The organism is Roseburia sp. AF42-8, assembly GCF_003435965.1.
GTDB classification, from domain to species: Bacteria; Bacillota; Clostridia; order Lachnospirales; family Lachnospiraceae; genus Roseburia_C; species Roseburia_C amylophila.
Genome location: NZ_QTVB01000123.1, coordinates 1 through 1246, shown reverse-complemented (window position 1 = coordinate 1246; position 1246 = coordinate 1). Strand labels below are relative to the sequence as shown.

Below are 1246 nucleotides of genomic sequence, written 5' to 3'. Positions count from 1 at the left end.
ATGAACCAAATCATATGGATAATATGGCATATCTTTCAGATTGCTGTCATCTAAATTTAATATTTTTGCAATAGCTCCTGCTTCAAAACTCCAATAGCCATAATATATATTCTGGCTGCTTTTATGAGCCTCATAACACTCGATTGCTGTCATCTAAATTTAATATTTTTGCAATAGCTCCTGCTTCAAAACTCCAATAGCCATAATATATATTCTGGCTGCTTTTATGAGCCTCATAACACTCGTATTCTTTATTATACCAGTCCTCTTTCAAATATTTCTCCAATAAATCTGATTTATCTCTTTATGAGCCTCATAACACTCGTATTCTTTATTATACCAGTCCTCTTTCAAATATTTCTCCAATAAATCTGATTTATCTCTTTCTTTAACTAACTCTTTCATTATTTGAAATCTGTCTGGAAATAAAAGTGGTAAATTAGGTTGTTTTTCCCCCATCAGAAAAAGCAACAACCAGTCCTTTACCTCTTTTTCTTTCAGTTTTCTTTTTGTTAATGTAATCAGTTTTTGCTCTATTTCAAATAGGACTGCAAGTGATAGCATCTTTAAATTCTCATTATATGCAACCGGTGAAAAGAAGGACATTATCCACTCTTCATATATTTCCATAAAATCACTTCTTAAACAAGCTATGTTATCTCCCTTAGAATACCTTGCTATTATAATTCCAAGTTTAATACGAAAAATCCCCTGTTTTACTGGCACTAATCTTTCTGGTCTTACTTCTCCGCCATTTACTTTTTTCGTTAATTTTAAAATTCTAGCTGTATCTTCTGCTATGAATTCATCGAAATATTGTTCACTTTTAATATAATCTCTCATTCCCTGATTTTCTCCATTTGGTATACACCACTGTATCATTAGATAACTTTATTTTCCATTAATGCTTTTTCTATTCGCTGCACCTTTTTCGCATCATCCAGAGTTTTCCACGCATGATGTGTCACATTGGGCATCTCCACACAAATAATTTTTTCCGGCTCAGCCATTAAATCTTCAAAATCATCCGCGGCGCAATAGATGCATTTTTTATGGTTCATTGCAAAGTCAATCTCACCTTCCTGTATCCTGTCACAAGTCATGCCAAATATATGATTAATTATATTTTGCAATTTTTCTTCTGAAAATTCTTTTTGATGCAAATTTAAAAATAGATTTCACTTTATCAATAAAATCATTATAAACATCATCCTTCAACAAATTAATATATGCATAACTCATACCG

At 31.6% G+C, this 1246-nt stretch carries 4 protein-coding genes; all 4 read right to left on the bottom strand.

Going from position 1 to position 1246, the window contains the following annotated elements:
* Positions 1–153, bottom strand: a 153-nt coding sequence (locus DW059_RS17745) for a PoNe immunity protein domain-containing protein (RefSeq protein ID WP_117699389.1), incomplete at its 3' end; no start/stop codon positions are given.
* Positions 131–286: a PoNe immunity protein domain-containing protein gene (locus DW059_RS16765; RefSeq protein ID WP_117699388.1), complete on the bottom strand. Its 156-nt coding sequence runs from the start codon at positions 284–286 to the stop codon at positions 131–133. The genes DW059_RS17745 and DW059_RS16765, both read right to left, overlap by 23 nt.
* A complete protein-coding gene (locus DW059_RS15580; protein ID WP_158552147.1) occupies positions 271–843 on the bottom strand; it encodes a PoNe immunity protein domain-containing protein in 573 nt (190 codons plus the stop codon). The genes DW059_RS16765 and DW059_RS15580 overlap by 16 nt, the downstream gene beginning before the upstream one ends.
* Positions 844–881: 38 nt before the next feature.
* Positions 882–1133, bottom strand: a complete 252-nt coding sequence (locus DW059_RS15575; protein WP_117699386.1) for a hypothetical protein — start codon at positions 1131–1133, stop codon at positions 882–884.
* Positions 1134–1246: the final 113 nt, after the last annotated feature.

What these genes read in the sequence shown, in the direction of transcription:
- DW059_RS15580 (WP_158552147.1), bottom strand. Translation starts at nt 843, where the DNA reads ATGAGAGATTATATTAAAAGTGAACAATATTTCGATGAATTCATAGCA.